Here is a 17299-nt window from a genome sequence, read left to right as displayed (position 1 = left end):
CGCGCATGGCATAGTTCTCCAAATATGCCAATCTGTCGCTCAAGGTGCGAGGCTCTCGAACACGGCTTTAAGATCCATTAGGCTCTTTTCGTGCTCATCTTTTCCGGCGAAAGTCGGCGAAGTCGGATATGGCTTCCGTTGGCCCTCATTGATCTCCGAGGAAAGTTTACGCTCGACAGCGCGATAGCACGGTCCAAGCGCAAGCAATGTTTTGCCAGGTTCGGGTGGGCGATCTCGGGTTTGCCTCACCGGCGCCGATTGCTCTGAAGTTCGGCCCCCAACCCTATTGGAATACGAGTTGGTGCACCGTGACGTCTGAGCAGGCTCGGAGCGCGATATCGATAAGGTGGTGGTGGTGCGTCGCGACAATGACTTGACCGCTGGTTGCCATTCCACCGAATAGGCGGCAGGCCTCCTCGGAGCGGAAATCATCGAAGGTTTCGAGAATGTCGTCCGCGATGAACGGCAATGACGGACGCGTCTTGGCGAACTCATGATAGCCGGCGATACGGAGCGCCAAATAGAGCTGAGCCCGCGCGCCAGTCGACATCTCTGTCGCGAGCTTTGACCCGCCGCCGGCCATGACGCCAAGAAGAATCTCCTTGTCGCCATTCGGTTGTGTGGCCAGCCCGGAGTAGGCGCTCATCGTGATCGTCCGATAGGCATCGGAAGCGTGCTGCAGCATCGACGTGCGATGGGTATCCCGATAGATCTGCAGAGCTTGGTGAGCGGCCGCTATGCCCAATTTCAGGCGCGCATATTGGACGGCCTTTTCTTCGAGCTCGACCAGGACGGTGCGCCGCTCTTCGTCGAGACGAGCTACAGCGTCGTCGCCTCCGATCGCAGCGAGTGCACGATCGGCCTGCAGATGCCGGGCATGGAGTTCGTGAGCTTCACGGTCTTGCCCCTCGAGCCGACTTGCGAGACTAGCCGCCTCCGCCTCCAGACCAGTTTGCTCGAACTCCGCGAGGATGGCTTCGGCGGCCTCTAAGGTTTCCGTTCGGCATGCTGCTGTGATCCGGCTGCTCAGAACCTTCAGCTGGCGCTCAAGCTCGGATCGCCGGTTGGCCTCGTCGATTTTTGCGCTGACCTCCATAAGCGACGCGACGCCGAAAAACGAGGTATGCGTTTCGACATCCGCTCGGTGAAGGGTGAGCTCTTCCAGCGCGTCGCGATTAACGATCACCGCTCGCTCGAGTTCGGCCGTCTTGCTGCGCCGGTCGCGCTCGTGGGACCGAGCCGTCTCCAGCCGCCGACGCAAGTCCGCAGCGAGTTTGACAGGGTCATCTTCGTCGGCCGGTATCTGGAGGGAGCTGGCAACGCTGCTTACAGCCTGGATGAACTGGTCCTGATCCCGCTTCATCGCCGCAATGCGATGGCTGAGGCTTTCGCGTTCGCTTTCCAGCGGCGGGATTTCGGCAAGGACGTTGAGGACCTGACTGACTTCGTCAGGGCCGAGAGGCGAGGGCACTTCGCTCAGCCAACAGGACTTGACCGTGACGTCCCATTCCTGTTGCCAATCATCCTGAGCCGCTTGAGCCTCAGCAACGTCCCTCTGCCTGGTGGCGAGCTCAGTAACGCTTTGTTCGAGCGATTTTGCAGCGTGGGAAAGCTCGGACCGCAGTGTCGTCCGGCGATCGATCGCTGTTTGAAGGCCGACCAGGAGGTTCGCGAACTCGTTCTCGGATGGGAGCACGCCAATCGATTTCAGAGCTGCCGCCAGTCGTTCAACATGCGCGGCGCCATCCTCTTGGGCTGTGCGGAGATCGGCTGAAGCTACCTCGATCTGTGCGCTGATCTCCAGTGCCGAGGCGCGGCGCATCAGCAGTCGTTCGAGATCAGCAACGTGCGCGTCGCTTGGCAAGCCGATCACGATGAAGGTCGCCGCCAGTTCGGCGTCCAGACCTGCCTTCAACGCCAGCGTGTCGGTATGAAGCTGCTCTGCCCGCCGCAGCTTTGCGGCTGTCGTTGCCTCCGCCTGGACGGCCTGCCTCAGATCGGCCGCAAGGCTGGTTTGGCTGAGCCTGGTTTCCGTGATCCCGTCATCATTTCTCAACGCGGCTTCGAATACAGCGGCAGTCGCTTCGCTCAAGACCTCGCGATGTGTTCGCCAAGCGTCATCGCGATCCACACGAGAGGTGCGGGCAGTCGCATCATCGACGAGCCCGGTCGCCGCCTTGATCGAGGTGATGGTGGCGGCGAGCTCGACCATGCGGTCGGTCAGGCTTTCGATATCGGAAGCGTGTTTTACACTGGCTTGGCGGATCACTTCGCCTCGGCGGCGCCAGTCTTCGATCTGGTGTGTCGTCGGGGCTTTCATAGCTGCGAGCTGATCGAGGTCACCGTTCCAGGAACCAAGCTGATTTAGCTGCTCCTTGAGTTTGTCCTGGAGGCCGATGATAACGCGGAGGGCAGCCTTCTCGCGAGCAGCATGATCGCTTGCCCGGGCTTGGTCGAGCGCCAGCCGAACCCGCGCCGCGAGCACTTCATCCTGGTCGGTGGCGTCGAGCGAGGCGAGCACCTGCTTTGCCGCAGAAAGTGCATCGCTTGCTCGAATACATTCGCGAGAGGCTGCCTGAAGCCTCTCGCGGAGGCCAGAACGCCGATCGATCAGCCCGCGCAGCTTCCCAACTAGCGTGGCGGGTAACACCAGTTTCGCGGGTAATTCTCCTGCACGATCAAGACGTTCGGAGATTTTCTTCAGATTTCCTTCGATGACGGCAAGCTCGGATTCTCGCTTTGAGATATCAAGAGCTGCGACATACCGCGCCTCGCTGTTCCGCAGGGCATCGATTGCCGGCCCGGCGTCAATGAGCACTTGCTCGATCTGGATACCGTCGCGCTCGCGGCGGATTCTATCGACATTGGCCGACGCGATCTCACAAGCTGCCTTGATGCGGCCCTCAGCGCCGATGAGCTCCGGCAGTCTTTCGGCCCAGGCGGCTGGTGGTTGCGGTACCTCTGCTAGGGCTGACAGGTCCAAACGGAGACCCTTCAGGGCCACGAGATCCGGCAGAACGCCGAGATATCGGTTGATCTCGTCGAAGCGAAGCTTGGATTTGCTGCGTTCGGACAGCGCTGCCTCATACTTCGCGGAGGCGTCATCGCGATCCAGCACCAGCTGTGCATGGGTGGTTGCGAGGACGTTGATAGCCTCCTTTCGGGCTTTCAGCTCGTCGAGCCTCGCCTTGAAGGCTGAGAGCTCGGTCGATCTGCCACGCGGCTTATGGAAGGCGTCCACTATCTCTTGCAGCTTGCTCAGCCGCTGGCCGAAGGCTGCGAGGCCCGCGCTGGCAGAAAAAAGCAGCTGTCCGAGCTCGCCCTGGCTGGCGAGAATGCTCTCGCCACCCATTCGAAGCGTCTCCTCATCAAGGCAGAACATCATCCGGTAGGCTTCGCGGTCGATGCCTGAAAGGCCAGCCGTCAGGATGCCCTCATCGATGGCTTGCCCGCTCGCATCGCGCAGCCTCGCCCCTCGTTTGACCCGCACCACCTCCCGCTCGCCGCTCGGAAGCTCAAGCGCGGCGCCGATCTGCATACCGTCATAGCCGTGTAGAAAGCCGTATGGGGAGCGCTGACCCATGCCAAAGAGCAGATCAACGATGGCGGCCGTAAGGGTCGATTTTCCGGCCTCGTTGGCACCGACGATCAGATGGAAATCGGGCTTCCCGGCTTCGGGGGCTCCAAAGTCGATCGAATGATTGGTGAAGCGGCCGTAGCGGGTGAGATCAAGGCGCCTGATCCGCATCAGATCCGCGGCTCCTGGTCTGCTTCATGCAGATGGGCAATGACGTCGAGCGCGCCGTCCTGGGATAATTCAGCGACGGCCTTCTCGAAGCTTGCGGGGTCGCTTCCAAACATTTTGTGGAGCTCTCGGGGTAGCGCGCCCTGCAGCTCAGAAATCAGCTCGCTGGCTTCGAGCCGGTACGAGTCAGATTGCAGGACATCCTCGGAAATCAGTTGCGACAGCTCGGCGACTGCGCCGGCGCTGTCGATCGCGGCATCGCGCGGAGGCGAGCAGGCAGAGGAGACCTTCTCGATCCAGGTGTTCCCGATGATCGCCGCCTGCTGTTCGGCTTCGGTGCGCAAGAAATCTCCCTCCCGACGCAGCCGCCAACTAAGGGACGTGGCGCCGATGAGCGAGATTCGGGCAATGAGGTGCTCAGACGCGGTTCTGTCCCGCTCCGCGGCCAGTCTGCGCCCGATGGCCCGCATAGCTTCTGACCAGTCCTCGATCCCGGACAGATCTACCGAAACACGCTCGAACTGAGCGGTACTCGTGCGGTGCTCTGCTATGGCGATCGCACCATCGTCGCCAATCGTAATGAGAGTGACGGATTTGGCGCCGCTCTCATTGATGTCCCGGCCCTGCGGGATGCCGGGCATGACGATCGCTGGCCTATCGAGGTGAACCTGGCGCTTATGGATATGCCCGAGCGCCCAATAATCGAATCCTGCACCGGCTAGGTCCGCTACGCTGCACGGGGCATAACGGTCATGACCCTCGGCGCCAGCAAGGCTCGTGTGCAGCAGCGCGATATTAGTCGCGCCTTCGACCGGCGGCTTGAACTTCGGCAGCAGGCTTTCCGGGGCGTGCGGCTTCGGGAAGCTGATCCCGTGGACAACGACGTCTCGGCGACCGTTGAGGCCGGGCAGGGGAATAGCGGCAGCGGAACCTTTAAAAAACGTGACGCTTTCGGGAAAGACGAGTTCCTTGGTGATCCGAGACTCGGCGTCGTGATTGCCGCGAATCCCGAACGTCCGAATTCCAGCTTCATCAAGCCTGCGGAGTTGCGTGGCGATGAAGCCGGCTGTCTTCATCGAGGTCTGATCGCCGTCGTAGAGATCGCCCGCGATTAGCAGCGCATCGACCTTTTCGTCGAGGCATAGATCAATCGTCGCGACGAAAGCCGTTCGTGTCGCACTCGACACCAACTCTGCGAGTTCCGGGTTGCGCAACGCCAGCGACTTCAGCGGGGCGTCGATGTGCAAATCGGCGCAGTGGACGAACCGAAAACTGGAAATGACGCTTAGGCCCCTGTCCGCGCGAAACTACCTAACTCTCAACATATTCGGCGCCTTGGGCGATGCGGAAGGAGCGCCTTCTGGCTTGTCCGCAACAAAATGGTTCGAAGGACCGATATGTGGGCTCGGCCATCTATAACCCATACGGCGCACCGGATTGGCAGGATAGGAGGCTCAGAGCGATTGCGCCGTGTCGAGGCCGCGATGGTCACAATTAGAGGCTTCGGCTTATCTTCCTGGAGATTCACATTTCCAATAAGCAGCCATCGCCGCACCGACCTAAGTTTGACTTCATCAGTCTGGCTCAATAATGACCGCGCCCTGAAGCGAGTTAATTGCTGCGCAAAGTCGTAGCCGGGAGAATGCGATGTCCGAAGCCAATGCCGAAATCATCGATCTCGTCGCCCATATCGTTTCGGCTTATGTATCCAACAATAGCGTGCCGGCCGCGGACCTTCCCGCGCTGATCGCCACAACGCATTCGGCGATAGCGGGCTTGGGCAATGAGCCGGTCGGCCCTGCGCCTGCTGAAAAGCAAGCTCCGGCGGTGTCGATTAAGAAGTCGATCACAGCGGACTTCCTGATCTGCCTTGAGGACGGAAAGAAGTTCAAATCGCTCAAGCGCCACCTTCGGACGGCCTATGACATGACACCGGAGGAATATCGCTCGAAGTGGGGCTTGCCGAACGATTACCCGATGGTCGCCCCGGCCTATGCAGAAGCACGTTCACAGCTCGCGAAGTCGATGGGCCTCGGTCAGCAGCGCCGGAAGCACTGAGACTCGCGTCTACTACGTTGAACAAGTGTCCCAGTCGCGGATTCAGCGATCGGAATTGTCTTCCCTTGCCCCTTGGAATTCGTTTGATGTTGGCTATTCCCGAAAATCTAAGACACGAGCTTCTCGAGAACGGCCGCTTGGCGAAGATCGATCAGCATATCGACCCGCTCCCAGTGCTGAAGCTTTTCTGCCCATGGGATCGGCGCACCTGGCTCGTCTCTGAGATGAGCCCCGATGACAACGACATCCTGTTCGGGCTTGCAGACCTCGACGACGGAGAGCCGGAGGTGGGCATGATCGTTCTCAGCGAGCTCGCTGCTGAGGTAGGGATCGGGGGCCTCAGGATTGAAGTCGACCGCTTCTTTCGTCCCAATCGGACGCTCAATGAATATGCCAGCGACGCGGCAATTGCTGGAAGGTTCGTCGCCTAGATGGAGCAATTGCGAGGTGTGACGGCTACTGCCGCTGCGAGGTGCAGCGGTCTGACACCTCAATCCTGCATTACGGCGGCGGGCACCCGTCACTGTCGGGAAGATTGAGATGGGGTTGTAGCGCCGAGCGCGACGCAAGAAAGGATTCTATTTCAGTGATCCTTTCGCCGCAGTCCGCGGTGGCATCGGTGGAAGCCGCGTCGCTGCGATCCTGCTCCCAGCTGCGCAAAATCTCATCAAGACGATCGGGAACAGACGCCTGAATTCGCCGGTTGCGCTCGAGCGTCACTTGCGAAAGAGCCCTCATGGAAATCCGCCTCGGCTACTGGATCGAGATCACCACCGTTCAGCCAACCCCGGTATTATTCCTACTCGATCCCCATCCCAGCCGAGCCGGAGACATTATTGAGGGGCCAAATCCCAGCATCACCTCTCTGAGCGATGGCTGCCCGCTTGCAGCGTCCGAATACACCGATGGCTTCGGCAATCTGTGCCGCCGGGTGGTCGTGCCGGCGGGCGGGGCTGCCTTCAGCAATGACATGCTCGTCCGAGACAGCGGTCAGCCGGACCAATGGGACAAGAGCGCCCCGGAAATCTGGCCAGCCGACCTCCCGCCGGACGTGATCGAATACACACTCTCCAGCCGCTACTGCGAGGTCGACGAACTCTCTGCGACCGCATGGAGCCTGTTCGGCACTTATGCTCCAGGCTGGAATCGCGTTCAGCAAATCTGCAACTACGTCAACGCCCAGATCCGGTTCGACTACCAGTTCGCCCGTGCCACCCGTACCGCCGCGCAAGCCATGAACGAAGGCGTCGGCGTATGCCGCGACTTCACGCATCTCGCGATCGCGCTGTGCCGCGCGATGAACATCCCGGCGCGGTACTGCAACGGTTTCCTGGGCGATATCGGCGTGCCGCCGGATCCCGCGCCGATGGATTACAACGCCTGGTTCGAAGCCTATCTCGGCGGCCAATGGTACATATTCGATGCCCGGCACAACGTGCCTCGCATCGGTCGCGTTCTCGTGGCGCGTGGGCGAGATGCGGCTGACATTCCGATGATCCACAGTTTCGGGCCGCACATCCTGCAAAAGTTCGAAGTGATCACTGAAGAGGTCGCAGCCTCGGAGTCCTGAAGACTGTCATTGGCGGGGCGGAAGGATCAAATAGATCGCCCGCCGGCTCGGAAGCGACAGGCCTTTGACGGGTGTCGATATCACGAAATTCTGCGAGCACCCTTCGTCATTTTCGGAAGACGAGGGCGGCTCCTGTCCGGGGGCCAATTCAAACCAGCGGCCGCAACGGTCGCCTATTGCAGGAAGCGGACGGTCGTGCCGGGCCTGACGATCCGCGCCAATTCCTCAGCGTCCCAATTGGTGAGCCGGACACAGCCATGCGACGACGCCTTGCTGATCCGCGAGGGCTCCGGCGTACCATGGATGCCGAAGGTCGGCTTCGATAGTTCAATCCAGATAGTCCCCACCGGGTTGTTGGCGCCCCTGGGGAGCACCATCCGGCGCTTGTTCTTGCCCTGCTGAAAATTCTTCACTGGATCATAGTGATAGGTCGGATTCTTGACTACGCGGATCACCTGATATTCGCCGTCCGGCGACGGAGTGTCCTCGCTGCCGATGGTGGCTGGATAGAGCGCGATCACCTTTCCGGTCGCATCCAGCGCGCGAACGATTCCGTTCGTCTTGTCGGCCTCGACCGTTCGGGCTTCGTCTGAAGGAAGGGTTCGTCCGACCGAGACGACGTGCAGCGTTTCCTCCCGCTTCCGATAGTGCATTCGCGGGTTGAGTACCCTGAGAAGGCCCTCGCTCATGTGAAAGCGTTCAGCGAACATCTCCTGCGCGTTCCTGTAGCCGAGCCGTTTCATTCGGGCCTGACGGGCGTAATCGCGAGGAATGCGCCTGACGAACCGGGTCTTGATATCCTCATTCGTCATCTCGTAGTCCGAGACGATGTCCGCGCTGCCATCCCCTTTGAGCGCCTGCCAGGTCGGTGCGTCGATGATCTCGCCAATTCCGAGATTTTCACGACGGCGGAACTGGTCGATGGCTTTCCGATAGTTGTCGCCGTCCAGCCCGTCGATCTCCCCGGGAGAGACCCCTTGACGCGCCAGTAGGACCTGAGCCTTGACGATCGACGCGCTGGGGCGCGTCACCTTGCTTTTCGTGGCGGGAGGGCGGCCAGAACGGTTAACCTCGTCGGCAGTCAGGGCATTTGCGACTGCCGGTGCCAGCAAGGCGCATCCACACACTAGGGCTACCTGGAAGGTCTTAAGCAGCTCGAAAGTGGCTCGCGGCACCGACATCACCATTGCTCGCTTCATGCAGCGGCAACGCGATGTTTCATCGCGGAGTTCCGCGACACGCGATGGGATTGGTGGCGATGACTGGCGATCATCCCCCCGCTCGCGAGAAGCTGTTAGGTTGGCGAAGCACGCTCCCAAGGATCCGAAGCCTATGTCCGCTCCTGATCGCCCGATCTATCTCGATTACAATGGCACCACACCGGTGGATCCCGAGGTGCTCGATGCGATGCTCCCCTTCCTGCGCGAGCAGTTCGGCAATGCCTAATCGACCACGCCGCTGGGGCGTGCGGCTCGCTCTGCGATCGAGAAAGCCCGAGCCGAAGTCGCGAAGCTGATCGGTGCGAAGCCGGAGGAGATCATCTTCAACGGTGGCGGGACCGAAGCGAGCAACCACGCGTCCGCGGCTTCGCTGCGGTGGCTCCGGTCAGCCGCAGGCGGATCGTCACCAGCAAGGTTGAGCACCCAGCGACCGAGATGTCGTGTCGCCGGCTCGAACGGGAAGGCTTCGCCGTCAGTCGCATCGGCGTTGACGACGACGGCGTCGTCGACCTGGCCGCGGCCCGCGCAGCCATCGATGACGAAACCGCGCTGGTCACGATTATTCATGCTTAGAACGAGATCGGGACGCTCGAACCGGTAGCGGAACTCGCCGAGGCGGCGCGCTCGGTTGGGGCTCCGATCCATGTCGATACCTCGCAATCGCTCGGCAAGGTTCCGGTCGACGTGGCCGCCTGGGGCATCGATGCGCTGACGCTCGCCGGACACAAGCTCTACGCGCCGAAGGGCATCGGAGTCCTCTACCTCCGACGGGGACACGCCATCCCGAGCGTGCTCGACGGAGCAGGGCAGGAGGGTGGCCGTCGGCCCGGGACGGAGAACGTTCCCTATATCGTCGGGCTTGGACGAGCCTGCCGCATCGCCCGGGAGCAGTTGACGGAGGATTCGACGCGGATCGCCGCGTCGAAGGAACGGCTATGGCAAGCGCTTGTTGGGGGCGTGCCGCGTCTGAGGCGATTGGGTGGGGAGCTTACCTTGCCGAATACCCTGAACGTGCTCTTCCCAGGAGCGGTCGGCAACAACCTCCTCGAAGCGACGCCGGCGATCGCAGCCTCGACCGGTTCCGCCTGCCATGCCGGAAGCTCGTAACCCTCAGCGATCATCCTCGCGCTCGGCATCTCCCTGGGCGAGGCGCTCGGTGCCGTCAGGCTTTCGCTTGGCCGTTCTACCGATGCCGTGCAGGTAGATGCCGCCGCAGCCGCGCTGATCGAAGGCCATCGAAATTCGCCCGCCCAGTAAGGGGTGCCGTCCGGATTGATCGGTGAGTCGGATTTATTTGTATTGAAATGGTCCGCAATGCGGTGGTCGGCGCGAATAGCGGTTGCAGGCTTAAGGCGACGAAATGGCTTCGCGCCGGCGATCATAGCGATGGAGTTCTTGAGCGATCACTATCGCTGTGGTCACGATCATGAAACCGACCGAGGCCCACAGGACGCTGGTTGCCAGACCGTTATCCAGCAGAAGGCCGTAGAGGATGGGCCCGATCACGCCGCCGATATTGAGACCCGTCGACACGAATCCGAAGGTCTTGCCCTCCTGACCGGCGGGCGACGCGGCACGGACCAGCATGTCCCGGGAAGGTGCGACGACCCCCGTCAGGAAGCCTGTGGCACCGAGCGTCAGGATCAAAATTGGTGGCGGCAGGCGAACCAGGATCACCATCGTGACCAATAGCGCAGCCAGCGCGAAGGCAATCGCCGCCACGAAGCCGTGGCGTGAGGTGCGGTCGGCCAGAACGCCTCCGGCGAGCACGCCGAAAGCGCTGGCGAACAGGAACGAGGTCAGGGCGATGTTGGCAACCGAGAGAGGTACCTGGAAGCCTTGAACCAGGGCTGTCACCGAGAAACGCTCGATCGCTCCGGTGCTGAGGCTCAGCATCATAAACAGGAGTGTGAGCACCAGAATGGTCGCGCGGGCGGCTCGAACAGGTTGCCGTGTATCGGTCGAATGCTCGCCAGCATGGGCCGCCTGCCCAGCCGCGGGCATCCCTCTGCTTCCGAGCGAAACGAAGGTCAATGTGATGACGCCTACAACAGCGGCGGTCGCGAAGGCCCATCGCAGATCGAATGCTAGGGCCATGCCGAGGATGATCGGCGGTGTGATCGCTCCGCCGAGGAAGCCGGCGAAGGTGTGGATGGAGAAGGCCCGTCCCATTCTCCGGGCATCCATGTTCTGCGACAGGAGCGCATAGTCAGCGGGGTGATAGACGCCATTGGCAACCCCCGCGATCGCCATCCCCATAAGAAGCCCGGTGTAGGTCGGGATGGCAGCCACCAGCGCGAATCCGGAGCTTCCTAATGCCAGGCCGAACATCAGCACCCGCCGCGCTCCGAAGCGATCGACGGCGAAGCCCAGTGGGGCCTGACACAAGGCCGAGACGACGTTGAAGACGCCGAGCGCGATCCCGAGATCGACGAAGCTGACCTTCATCGCGTTGGGGAGCACGGGAAGCAGGGCAGGGACCGTCATGAAGTGGAAGTGGCTGATCAGATGTGCCACGGAGATCTGCGCCAATAGGCGGGTCTGAGGGCCCATCGCGATCAAAACTTCCTCGTCAGAAGGGGGCAGGTTGCCGCAGCGGCTGCCAGCGGAGCGGCACACGCTATCGCCGTTCGCAGGCGTGCGTAATGGGCGCGACGCCGCGGCATGTTCTCGAACTTCTGAAGCGATACCAATGAAGGGCGCTCGCGTTCGCTGCTCGCGAGGCCCGCTGACAGGGTTCTTACGCCGGACCCAGAAGAATGTGCGTTTCTGACTTCGAGATGCCGTCCATGATTCGGATGCCGCTCACCAGCCGATTGAACTCGGCCATGTCCAAGACCTCGATTTCGGCGATGAGGTCCCAGAGCCCATTAGTGGTGTGAAGTCCGGCAAATCCCGGATTCCGCCTGAGCGCGACTACCGTGCTTTTCACATGCCGCCCTTCCAGCTCGATCATCATGATGCCGCGGATCCGATCAGTGGCAGCATGATCCTTTAGCCGAACCGTGAACCCGGCAATCGTTCCGTTGGCGATCAACCGATCCATCCGGGTCTGGACCGTGCCCCGTGCGACACCAAGGAGCTTGGCTAATGTCGGAACCGTGGCGCGGGCATTCACGCGCAGCTCCGCAATCAAGCGGTGATCGAGATCGTCCATTGGATTGCTCATTCTGGCAGAAGTGCTGACGATAAAGACAACATCACGCCCAAAGCGTGTGGATGTGACGTTTCTGCTCACCTGTCGGTCGCATATGTTGGGCGTGCCCGCAATGCATCCGGAGCGTTCCGATGGAACAACGACGAAAGCTGGAGTTCGGTCCTCGCGTTCGTGAGCTAGCCTGCCGCCTGGTAGGCTGGGGAAGCGAAACCGGCACGCCTGGTGAAGCAGAGTTCGGAGCGAAGCTCGCGGGACTTCTGCGCGAAATGCCGTACTTCCGCACCCACCCGGATCAGGTTCGCCTCGTAGATAGTCATGGCGATCCAATGACCCAGAGCGTGATAGCTCTCGTGCGTGGGCAGGGAGCCCGGGCGCTGGCATTGGCCGGGCATTATGATGTCGTGTCGATCGATAACTATCGGGAGCTCGCTCCCCTTGCGTTCAAACCCGACGAGCTGCTGGCGGCCCTGATCGCCGATCTCGAGAGCAGGCCTTTGAACACCACGGAGCAACGCGCCCTGGAGGACCTTAGGAGCGGCGAATTCCTGCCCGGGCGCGGCTTGCTCGACATGAAGAGCGGGATCGCGGCGGGCATTGCGGTACTGGAAGCCTTCGCGGCCCAGCCGGACCGGCTAGGCAATCTCATTCTCATTGCGACGCCCGACGAGGAGCGTGGCTCGCGAGGGATGCGCAGTCTTCGAGATGCTCTTCCGACGTTCGCGAACGAGTTCGGGCTGGATATCCAGGCGGGGATCAATCTGGATGCAACGAGCGACCAGGGAGACGGCGAGGAAGGCCGCGCGATCTATCGCGGCACGATCGGCAAGGCGCTTCCGTTCGCTCTGGTCATCGGACATTCCTCGCATGCGAGCTATCCGTTCGAAGGCGTCAGTGCCCAGTTGATCGCGTCCGAGATCACCAGGGCGGTTGAGGCGAATCCGGAGCTTTGCGACACGGCCGGGGGCGAGATTTCACCGCCGCCGATCTGTCTCGAGGCCAAGGATCTACGCGGTGGCTACGAGGTGACCACACCGGAACGAGTCTGGCTCGGCTTCAACTGGCTTTCGCATCATTGGGCGGCGACGGACCTTCTCGGCCTCTTCGAGCAAGTAGTCCGCACCGCGGCCGCCGAGGCCATCGAGACCTTCAATCGGCGAGCACGCACCTATGGTACGATGCTGGGAACGAAGCAGACGGCCGCGGCGCCGGACGTTGCGGTCATCTCGGCTGCGGAACTGCGGGATCGCGTCCAATACGTCGGCGGGACGGAAGCCATCACGCGGTTGAATGAGGTCGGGAGGAAATGGCGCAACGCCGATGATCCCCTGGCTCAAACCCGTGCAGTCGTCAGTGCCATGGTGACAGAAGCCGGCTTGATTGGCCCCGCCGTCGTCTATGGCCTGAGTAGCCTCGTGTATCCTTCGACCCACATTTCCAGGTTGAGCGGGCATCCTGAGTTTGCTGCTGCGATCGAAGCGGCGCGACTGACACAGGAGGAGAGCGGTCACCCAGCGATCAAGTACCGAGAATTCTTCACCGGCATCTCCGACATGAGCTTCTTCGGACATCGCCCGCTCGATACCGACCGCGCGCTGATCGCGGGCAATACGCCAGCCAGGGAACTCATCGATGATGTGCGGACCGATGCACTTTCGTTTCCGGTGGTGAATATCGGACCTTGGGGGCGCGAATTCCATCAAAGGCTCGAGCGGGTGCATGCACCTTACGCCTTCGAGGATCTGCCGAGGTTTCTTCGCCAGATTGTCAGCCGCTTCTTGGGCTAATGGTTGGACACACGCTGCAAAAGTTCGAAGTGATCACCGAAGGAGTCACAGCCTCGGGTCTTGAAGGCGTGGCTTTGCGAGCCGGATCAAATAATAAGCCCGCCACTTGGAAAGTGGCGGGCCTCTGACTTCTGTCAGGACTAGGCGGCTCCGGCCATCGCCGGGAAACTGGCTATGCCCTCCTGTCGGTTGCGGCCGTTACATCCGCGGCGACGCATCCAACCGGAGAGCAGGCAGGCATCCGAGGATGCCGCGCTGACAACGAGATAAGCGCCACTTCGGTTCCCGCAAGATTTTAGCAGCCAGTGAGCGCCGCCGCCGGGAACGAGCTCGCGTCCGCGGACGTTCAACCTCAGCCTCGCGGGAAGGCCGATGGAGGAATGCATGGCGAACGAACGAAGCCCGGCGGTCGAAAGCCTCCGGCAGGAACAGAAGACCCAACGCAAGGAGGAGCGCGAGCTGACCCCCGATCAGAAGCTCGAAAGGGCGCTCAAGGATACCTTTTCCGCGAGCGATCCGGTGGCCGAGCAAGTGCCTATCACACCCGGTGGAGCCGAGGAGCAGAAATGATCAGGGCTGCATTTTCCAGCTTGGCGGGCGCCTGGATTGCCCGGAATGTCGAGCAGGGTGAAATCCCGGAACGGTTTGCAGTTCCTCTGACCTTGCTGGCCACCCGGCTCCCGACGCCAGTCATTATTGCGGGAGCGATCGGCTACGGGCTTTATCGCCTGAACCAGGACGCGCGGGCCATGGCGGCAAAGGACGTTACCCCCAAACGCCGCGCAAAGCCGACAGCCGCACGCGCAAGACCCGCCTCTCGGCGCGCGCGACCGAACACAAAGCGACAGAACTCCGCAGGCCGAAAGGCGTCAGATGCTTAAGCTCTTCCTTGAAATGTCGATGCTGGCATTCGAGTCGCAACAGGCCATTTGGCTCAGAAGCATGAAGGTCGCCGCTGGCGGCTCAGCCGGCGAGCGCGAAGCCAAGTTGATGGTGAAGGAAAAGATCACGGCTGCTCAGACAGCTGCTATAATGGCGGCGACGGGGACCGGGCCTGTCGGCATCGCCCGCGGCTATCGACGCAAGGTGCGGGCGAACGTCCGTCGTTTGTCGAAATAGGTTTCTGCGATGAACTGGGTCGCTGTCGCCGGCACTCTGGCCGCACTGTGCTCCACAATCTGCTTCGTGCCTCAGGCGTGGCGGATCGTCAGGACGCGCGATACGAAAGCGATCTCTCCGCTGACCTACAGTCTCACCGTCACCGGCTCTGCGCTTTGGACCGCCTACGGCCTCGGCTTGGGCCAATGGCCGTTGATCGTCACCAACAGCATTTGTTTCGTCCTCTCCGCCTTCATCCTGATCATGACGCTCCTGCCGCGCCCGAAGAAGGAGGCAGTGGCCGAAACGATCGATCCTGCTGCTTGAGCAGCGCCGGAATTCGCTGGGTCGTGCCGTGGGCAGTGCCTATGATTGTTCGATCATGCCGTTTTCGTCTCTGAGTGATCCGGTCGATGTCGCCCGTGCCCAGGGTGCTCTCGATACAGTCTGGAACGAAATCCGACCTAGCGTTCCTGACGCGGATCAGGAGCTCGAACGGGAGCGCCTTGCCGATATTGTGGCTTGTCTAGCTCGTATCGCGTTGGATGAGGCAGATCTCGTTCGTCGCGCTTTGGAACGATACCGGCGAAAAGCCGATTAGCCGTGCCGAATTGAGGAAGCGATCCTTGGTTTGGACCCTGCTGAAGGACGTCCTCCATGACTGATCATATCAAGAATCCGGAGGTCGATAAGCTGACCGGGGAACCCGTCAGTTTTTCCGGGACCTCGAAAGGCGAGGCAAACAAATCTGCGAGCGAGCACGAAACTGCCCAGAGCAGTCTGTCGATGCGCGATCGAATGTCTAAATCCCTCGCGATGGTGCAGGCGGCAGGGCCGTTTGCGCTCGGCGATCACAAGCGCGAAACCGATGAGATGTGGGGCGAACACGGATGCAGTTCGTCGACGCGACCGTGAGCGATCCCATCGTCTGCTTCAACGTGCGTCACGAGACGGCCGGCGGGCTCGCCGCCTTGGATTGCGAAATGGGTGGGTATGCATGCTTCTCACCTACGCGATAGGCGATGTCCACGGTCGCTCTGACCTCCTTCAGACAGCCATCACATTCTGTGAGAAGGATGCGGCTCGCATGGGCGGCACGCCGCGGATCATCTTCCTCGACGATCTTGTCGACCGTGGTCGAGATGCGAAGGGAGGTCTTGAGATTGTCGGTCGTGCCCTGACCGACCATCCTGCTTCGGTTTTCCTGCGTGGAAATCACGACGACTGGTTTCTCCGATTCCTGGAGAATGACCGGCGCCAGCTCCGCACGTGGTTTCATGACGGCGGCAGGGAAACCATAGATTCCTACTGCGACCTCAACATCGACTGCACGTCGGTTCATCCTGAGCCGGCATCCCGGCCATTTCGACCTTCTTCGCGGCTCCACATTCATGATTGAGGAGGGCCCGTTTCTTTTCGCGCATGCGGGCATTAGACCGGGCGTCGCCCTCAAGGCGCAGTCGCCTGAGGACCTGATGTGGATCCGGGAGCCGTTTCTCAATCATTGCGGCAAGCTGCCTCGGGTCGTCGTTCACGGCCACTCGGTCATGGATCCTCCTCGACCCGTGATCACAGAGAATCGGATATCTATGGACACGGGCGCCTGCTGGACGGGACGATTGTCGGTCCTTGTAATCGATCAGGCGAGACAAGAGCTGTCGTTCTTCCAGACCGATGGGGAAGGCCGATCGATCGTCAAGGTCGATCCTGTGGAACGCAACCGCGGGGATGGGACGTTGCTGGATGATCTGTCCTGGCTTGCGCCCCAGCAGTAACTCGAAGCATCTGGAGGTATCCCGTCGCTCAATGCGACGGGCGCGAGGAGCACGGTCGTTCGCTGGGATCGAGACGACGCCTCCCGGGAATGGAGGTTGGTCCGTAATGACGATGGCAGCAAGGGCTCAGCCTTGAAGAGCATTTCCAGCCAGTTTGACTTGTTCGACGATGCGCCTGGCTATCGGCAAACGCCGAGAGCTACGCCGCGCAAGCGGAAGTCGGAAAGTCCGTCCACTCCGCCCGGCTGGGATGACGAGGAGGCCGCACAACGGCTGGAGCAGGGCGGGCGCTATAGAATCCTGCGCAAGCTCGTGCCGCGTTCGATCATCCCGCGAGCGGAGAGCGCATTTCCGAACCTTGCAGTTTTGGTGGACACGGAGACGACAGGGCTCAATCACGCCAAGGACGAGATCATCGAAATTGGAGCTGTCGCCTTCACTTACGACGACGAGGGAGCGGTCGGCGACGTCGTGGGAATCTATAGCGGCCTGCGTCAGCCCTCGGATCCGATCCCAGCGGAGATTATCCGGCTGACGGGCATCACCGACGAGATGGTCGCCGGTCTTGAGATCGATGTTGCAGCGCTGGATGCTCTTATCGAGCCTGCAGATCTCGTTATCGCCCATAACGCCGCTTTCGACCGGCCATTCTGCGAAAAGCTCTCGCCGACTTTTGCCTCGAAGGCCTGGGCATGTTCCGTCAAAGAAATTCCGTGGGCGGATTTAGGCTTCGAAGGCAACAAGCTCGGATACCTCGTTGGCCAATCTGGCCTGTTCCACGAAGGCCACCGCGCGACGGATGATTGCAATGCGCTTTTAGAGGTACTGGCGAGGCCGGCCGGGGAGGGTGGCGCGCCACCATTCTCGCAGCTCTTGCGTTCAAGCGAGCGGA

General features: G+C 61.2%; 18 protein-coding genes and 1 pseudogene. 12 read left to right on the top strand and 7 right to left on the bottom strand.

Annotation, left to right across the window (positions count from 1 at the left end; genetic code table 11):
* Positions 1 to 283: 283 nt before the first annotated feature.
* Both FHT98_RS00090 and FHT98_RS00085 read right to left on the bottom strand, forming a co-directional pair.
* Positions 284 to 3748: an AAA family ATPase gene (locus FHT98_RS00090; RefSeq protein ID WP_113584191.1), complete on the bottom strand. Its 3465-nt coding sequence runs from the start codon at positions 3746 to 3748 to the stop codon at positions 284 to 286.
* On the bottom strand, positions 3748 to 5025 hold the full coding sequence (locus FHT98_RS00085; protein WP_113584190.1) for a metallophosphoesterase family protein: 1278 nt from the start codon (positions 5023 to 5025) through the stop codon (positions 3748 to 3750). Before FHT98_RS00085 ends, FHT98_RS00090 begins: the two co-directional genes overlap by 1 nt.
* 367 nt (positions 5026 to 5392) lie before the next feature.
* Between FHT98_RS00085 and FHT98_RS00080 the strand changes: the two genes are divergently transcribed.
* Both FHT98_RS00080 and FHT98_RS00075 read left to right on the top strand, forming a co-directional pair.
* Entirely contained in the window at positions 5393 to 5803 is a 411-nt protein-coding gene (locus tag FHT98_RS00080; protein ID WP_091862437.1) for a Ros/MucR family transcriptional regulator, read from the top strand.
* A gap of 86 nt (positions 5804 to 5889) precedes the next feature.
* Positions 5890 to 6234 carry a DUF2958 domain-containing protein gene (locus FHT98_RS00075; protein ID WP_113584189.1) on the top strand — a complete coding sequence of 115 codons (345 nt, stop codon included), beginning with the start codon at positions 5890 to 5892 and terminating at the stop codon, positions 6232 to 6234.
* A gap of 70 nt (positions 6235 to 6304) precedes the next feature.
* Here the strand turns inward: FHT98_RS00075 and FHT98_RS00070 are convergent, their stop codons facing one another.
* Positions 6305 to 6541 (bottom strand): hypothetical protein, encoded by a 237-nt coding sequence (locus tag FHT98_RS00070; RefSeq protein WP_139163632.1) that lies wholly within the window; start codon positions 6539 to 6541, stop codon positions 6305 to 6307.
* Here FHT98_RS00070 and FHT98_RS00065 point away from each other — a divergent pair.
* A complete protein-coding gene (locus tag FHT98_RS00065) occupies positions 6540 to 7373 on the top strand; it encodes a transglutaminase-like domain-containing protein (RefSeq protein ID WP_113584188.1) in 834 nt (277 codons plus the stop codon). The two genes, FHT98_RS00070 and FHT98_RS00065, sit on opposite strands and share 2 nt — an antisense overlap.
* A 173-nt stretch (positions 7374 to 7546) precedes the next feature.
* Here FHT98_RS00065 and FHT98_RS00060 read toward each other — a convergent pair whose 3' ends face one another.
* Positions 7547 to 8560 (bottom strand): L,D-transpeptidase, encoded by a 1014-nt coding sequence (locus FHT98_RS00060; RefSeq protein WP_185745034.1) that lies wholly within the window; start codon positions 8558 to 8560, stop codon positions 7547 to 7549.
* Between the two features lie 468 nt (positions 8561 to 9028).
* On the opposite strand from FHT98_RS00060, the pseudogene FHT98_RS26320 reads away from it, so the two are divergent.
* Positions 9029 to 9700 (top strand): annotated as a pseudogene (locus FHT98_RS26320) (cysteine desulfurase family protein).
* 3 nt (positions 9701 to 9703) lie between these two features.
* Here the strand turns inward: FHT98_RS26320 and FHT98_RS26580 are convergent.
* From FHT98_RS26580 to FHT98_RS00045, 3 genes are all read right to left on the bottom strand, one after another.
* Positions 9704 to 9829, bottom strand: a complete 126-nt coding sequence (locus FHT98_RS26580; RefSeq protein WP_280140842.1) for a hypothetical protein — start codon at positions 9827 to 9829, stop codon at positions 9704 to 9706.
* A 111-nt stretch (positions 9830 to 9940) separates the two neighbouring features.
* The gene (locus FHT98_RS00050) at positions 9941 to 11110 is read right to left on the bottom strand and encodes an MFS transporter (RefSeq protein ID WP_210184345.1); all 1170 of its coding nucleotides are present in this window, start codon (positions 11108 to 11110) and stop codon (positions 9941 to 9943) included.
* A 223-nt stretch (positions 11111 to 11333) separates the two neighbouring features.
* On the bottom strand, positions 11334 to 11750 hold the full coding sequence (locus FHT98_RS00045; protein WP_091862419.1) for an Lrp/AsnC family transcriptional regulator: 417 nt from the start codon (positions 11748 to 11750) through the stop codon (positions 11334 to 11336).
* Positions 11751 to 11881: 131 nt separating this feature from the next.
* Here FHT98_RS00045 and FHT98_RS00040 point away from each other — a divergent pair, with 131 nt between their 5' ends.
* The 8 genes from FHT98_RS00040 to FHT98_RS00005 form a co-directional block, all read left to right on the top strand.
* Positions 11882 to 13534, top strand: coding sequence for a M20/M25/M40 family metallo-hydrolase (locus tag FHT98_RS00040; RefSeq protein WP_113584187.1), 1653 nt, complete (start codon positions 11882 to 11884; stop codon positions 13532 to 13534).
* A gap of 384 nt (positions 13535 to 13918) precedes the next feature.
* Positions 13919 to 14104, top strand: coding sequence for a hypothetical protein (locus tag FHT98_RS00035; protein WP_091862412.1), 186 nt, complete (start codon positions 13919 to 13921; stop codon positions 14102 to 14104).
* Positions 14105 to 14407: 303 nt separating this feature from the next.
* Positions 14408 to 14653, top strand: a complete 246-nt coding sequence (locus FHT98_RS00030; protein WP_091862408.1) for a hypothetical protein — start codon at positions 14408 to 14410, stop codon at positions 14651 to 14653.
* Between the two features lie 9 nt (positions 14654 to 14662).
* Positions 14663 to 14959 (top strand): SemiSWEET family sugar transporter, encoded by a 297-nt coding sequence (locus tag FHT98_RS00025; protein WP_113584185.1) that lies wholly within the window; start codon positions 14663 to 14665, stop codon positions 14957 to 14959.
* A gap of 330 nt (positions 14960 to 15289) precedes the next feature.
* The gene (locus FHT98_RS00020) at positions 15290 to 15547 is read left to right on the top strand and encodes a hypothetical protein (RefSeq protein ID WP_091862402.1); all 258 of its coding nucleotides are present in this window, start codon (positions 15290 to 15292) and stop codon (positions 15545 to 15547) included.
* On the top strand, positions 15501 to 16031 hold the full coding sequence (locus FHT98_RS26770) for a metallophosphoesterase (protein WP_425284634.1): 531 nt from the start codon (positions 15501 to 15503) through the stop codon (positions 16029 to 16031). The genes FHT98_RS00020 and FHT98_RS26770 overlap by 47 nt, the downstream gene beginning before the upstream one ends.
* On the top strand, positions 16024 to 16407 hold the full coding sequence (locus FHT98_RS00010; protein WP_091862396.1) for a metallophosphoesterase family protein: 384 nt from the start codon (positions 16024 to 16026) through the stop codon (positions 16405 to 16407). Before FHT98_RS26770 ends, FHT98_RS00010 begins: the two co-directional genes overlap by 8 nt.
* A gap of 96 nt (positions 16408 to 16503) precedes the next feature.
* The coding region (locus tag FHT98_RS00005; RefSeq protein ID WP_248309106.1) for a 3'-5' exonuclease at positions 16504 to 17299 on the top strand (796 nt) is incomplete at its 3' end.

This window comes from Allobosea sp. AK1 (assembly GCF_006714945.1).
GTDB classification, from domain to species: Bacteria; Pseudomonadota; Alphaproteobacteria; order Rhizobiales; family Beijerinckiaceae; genus Allobosea; species Allobosea robiniae.
Note: the sequence above shows the minus strand (reverse complement) of the source record. Positions and strands in the feature narration are given on the sequence as shown.